Source organism: Streptomyces sp. XM83C (assembly GCF_023072675.1).
GTDB lineage: Bacteria > Actinomycetota > Actinomycetes > Streptomycetales > Streptomycetaceae > Streptomyces > Streptomyces thermocoprophilus.
The window spans coordinates 1-1778 of the sequence record NZ_JALLGL010000539.1; the positions used below are offsets into that span (position 1 = coordinate 1).

Consider the following 1778-nt stretch of genomic DNA (forward strand, 5'->3'; position numbering starts at 1 on the left):
GTCCTTGCCGCCCCCCGCCCCACCGAGCACGGACCACTGATGACTGAGAGGGATTCCACGACATGCAGGACACCACGATGGACGCCGACGTCATCGTCGTAGGCGCGGGCCCGACCGGACTGATGCTCGCGGGGGAACTCCGCCTGGGCGGGGCCGATGTGATCGTCCTCGACAAGCTGGCCGAGCCCACCGGCCAGTCCCGCGGCCTCGGCTTCACCGCCCGCGCGATGGAGGTGTTCGACCAGCGCGGGATCCTTCCGCGCTTCGGGCAGGGCGAGAGCCTGGAGGTCAGCCCCGTCGGCCACTTCGGCGGCGTCCAGTTCGACTTCACCGCCCTGGAGGGCGCCCACTTCGGCGCCCGCGGCATTCCCCAGAGCCAGACCGAGGCCGTCCTCGCCGAGTGGGCCGCCGGCCTCGGCGCCGACATCCGCCGCGGGCACGAGGTCCTCGCCCTCGCCGACGGCTTCCGCGACGGCGACCACGCCGAGATCACCGTCGGCACCCCGGACGGCGTACGGCGGATGCGCGCCCCGTTCCTCGTCGGCTGCGACGGCGGCAAGAGCACCGTGCGCAAGCTCGCCGGGATCGACTTCCCCGGCACCGAGGCGACCCGCGCGATGTTCCTCGCCGACGTCACCGGACTCGACCTCAAGCCCCGCTACCTCGGTGAGGCCCTGCCCAACGGCATGGTGATGGCCGCCCCCCTCAAGGAGGGCGTGCATCGCATCATCGTCTGCCCGCACGGCGCCGCCGCGCGCAGCGCCGACGACACCGTCACCTTCGAGGAGGTCGCCAAGGCCTGGGAGCACATCACCGGCGAGGACATCAGCGGCGGCGGCGCCGAATGGGTCAGCTTCTTCAGCGACGCCACCCGGCAGGCCGCCGAGTACCGGCGCGGCCGGGTGCTGCTCGCCGGCGATGCCGCCCACATCCACCTGCCCGCCGGCGGCCAGGGCCTGAGCACCGGAGTGCAGGACGCCGTCAACCTCGGCTGGAAGCTCGCCGCCGTCGTCACCGGCCGCGCCGGCGACGCCCTCCTGGACACCTACCACGCCGAACGCCACCCGGTGGGCCGCCGCCTGCTGATGAACACCCGTGCCCAGGGCTCGGTGTTCCTCGGCGGCGACCAGGCCGAACCGCTGCGCCGGATCCTCACCGAACTCACCGGCTACGACGCGGTCCGCCGCCACCTGGCGGGCATCGTCTCCCACCTCGACATCCGCTACGACCTCGGCGAGGACGACGGCGACACCGCCCACCCGCTGCTCGGACGGCGGCTGCCCAGGCTCCCGCTGACCGGGCCCGACGGCGAGACCGACACCTTCCGGCTGCTGCACGCCGGCCGCGGGGTGCTGCTCGACCTGACCGGCGACGCCGGCCTGCGCGAGGCGGCGGCACCCTGGTCCGGCCGCCTCGACGTCGTCACGGCCACCGCCTCGCCGGCTGACCGCGACCGCGTCTTCGCGGGCCTGGACGCCGTGCTGGTCCGCCCCGACGGACACGTCGCCTGGACCGGGTCGGGCGGCACGGACGGCCTCGGCACCGCCCTCACCCGCTGGTTCGGCGCCCCCGCCGAGGACTGACCGGCACACGCGGGACAGCAGGGGGCGCCGCCCGGTGGTCCGGGCGGCGCCCCTCCTCGTGGTGGTTGCCCCTAGAGGTTGTCCCGTAACTGCTGGTCAGAGGTGAGATGATTTTGCTGTGGCTGGTGTGATCACGGCGTCGGAGCCCTCCTGGATAGGTCCGTTCACCGGGCTGAGCCCGCGGCAGTTCAACAA

1 protein-coding gene is annotated in these 1778 nt (G+C 73.6%); it reads left to right on the plus strand.

All coding sequences use genetic code 11. The features are described from left to right. Positions 1 to 77 precede the first annotated feature (77 nt). Complete coding sequence (locus tag MTQ10_RS30160; protein WP_441351009.1) at positions 78 to 1583, plus strand: FAD-dependent monooxygenase; 1506 nt, start codon at positions 78 to 80, stop codon at positions 1581 to 1583. Positions 1584 to 1778: the final 195 nt, after the last annotated feature.

Bases quoted from the DNA above. Each gene is read 5' to 3' on its own strand.
- MTQ10_RS30160 (WP_441351009.1), top strand. From the start codon at position 78: ATGGACGCCGACGTCATCGTCGTAGGCGCGGGCCCGACCGGACTGATG.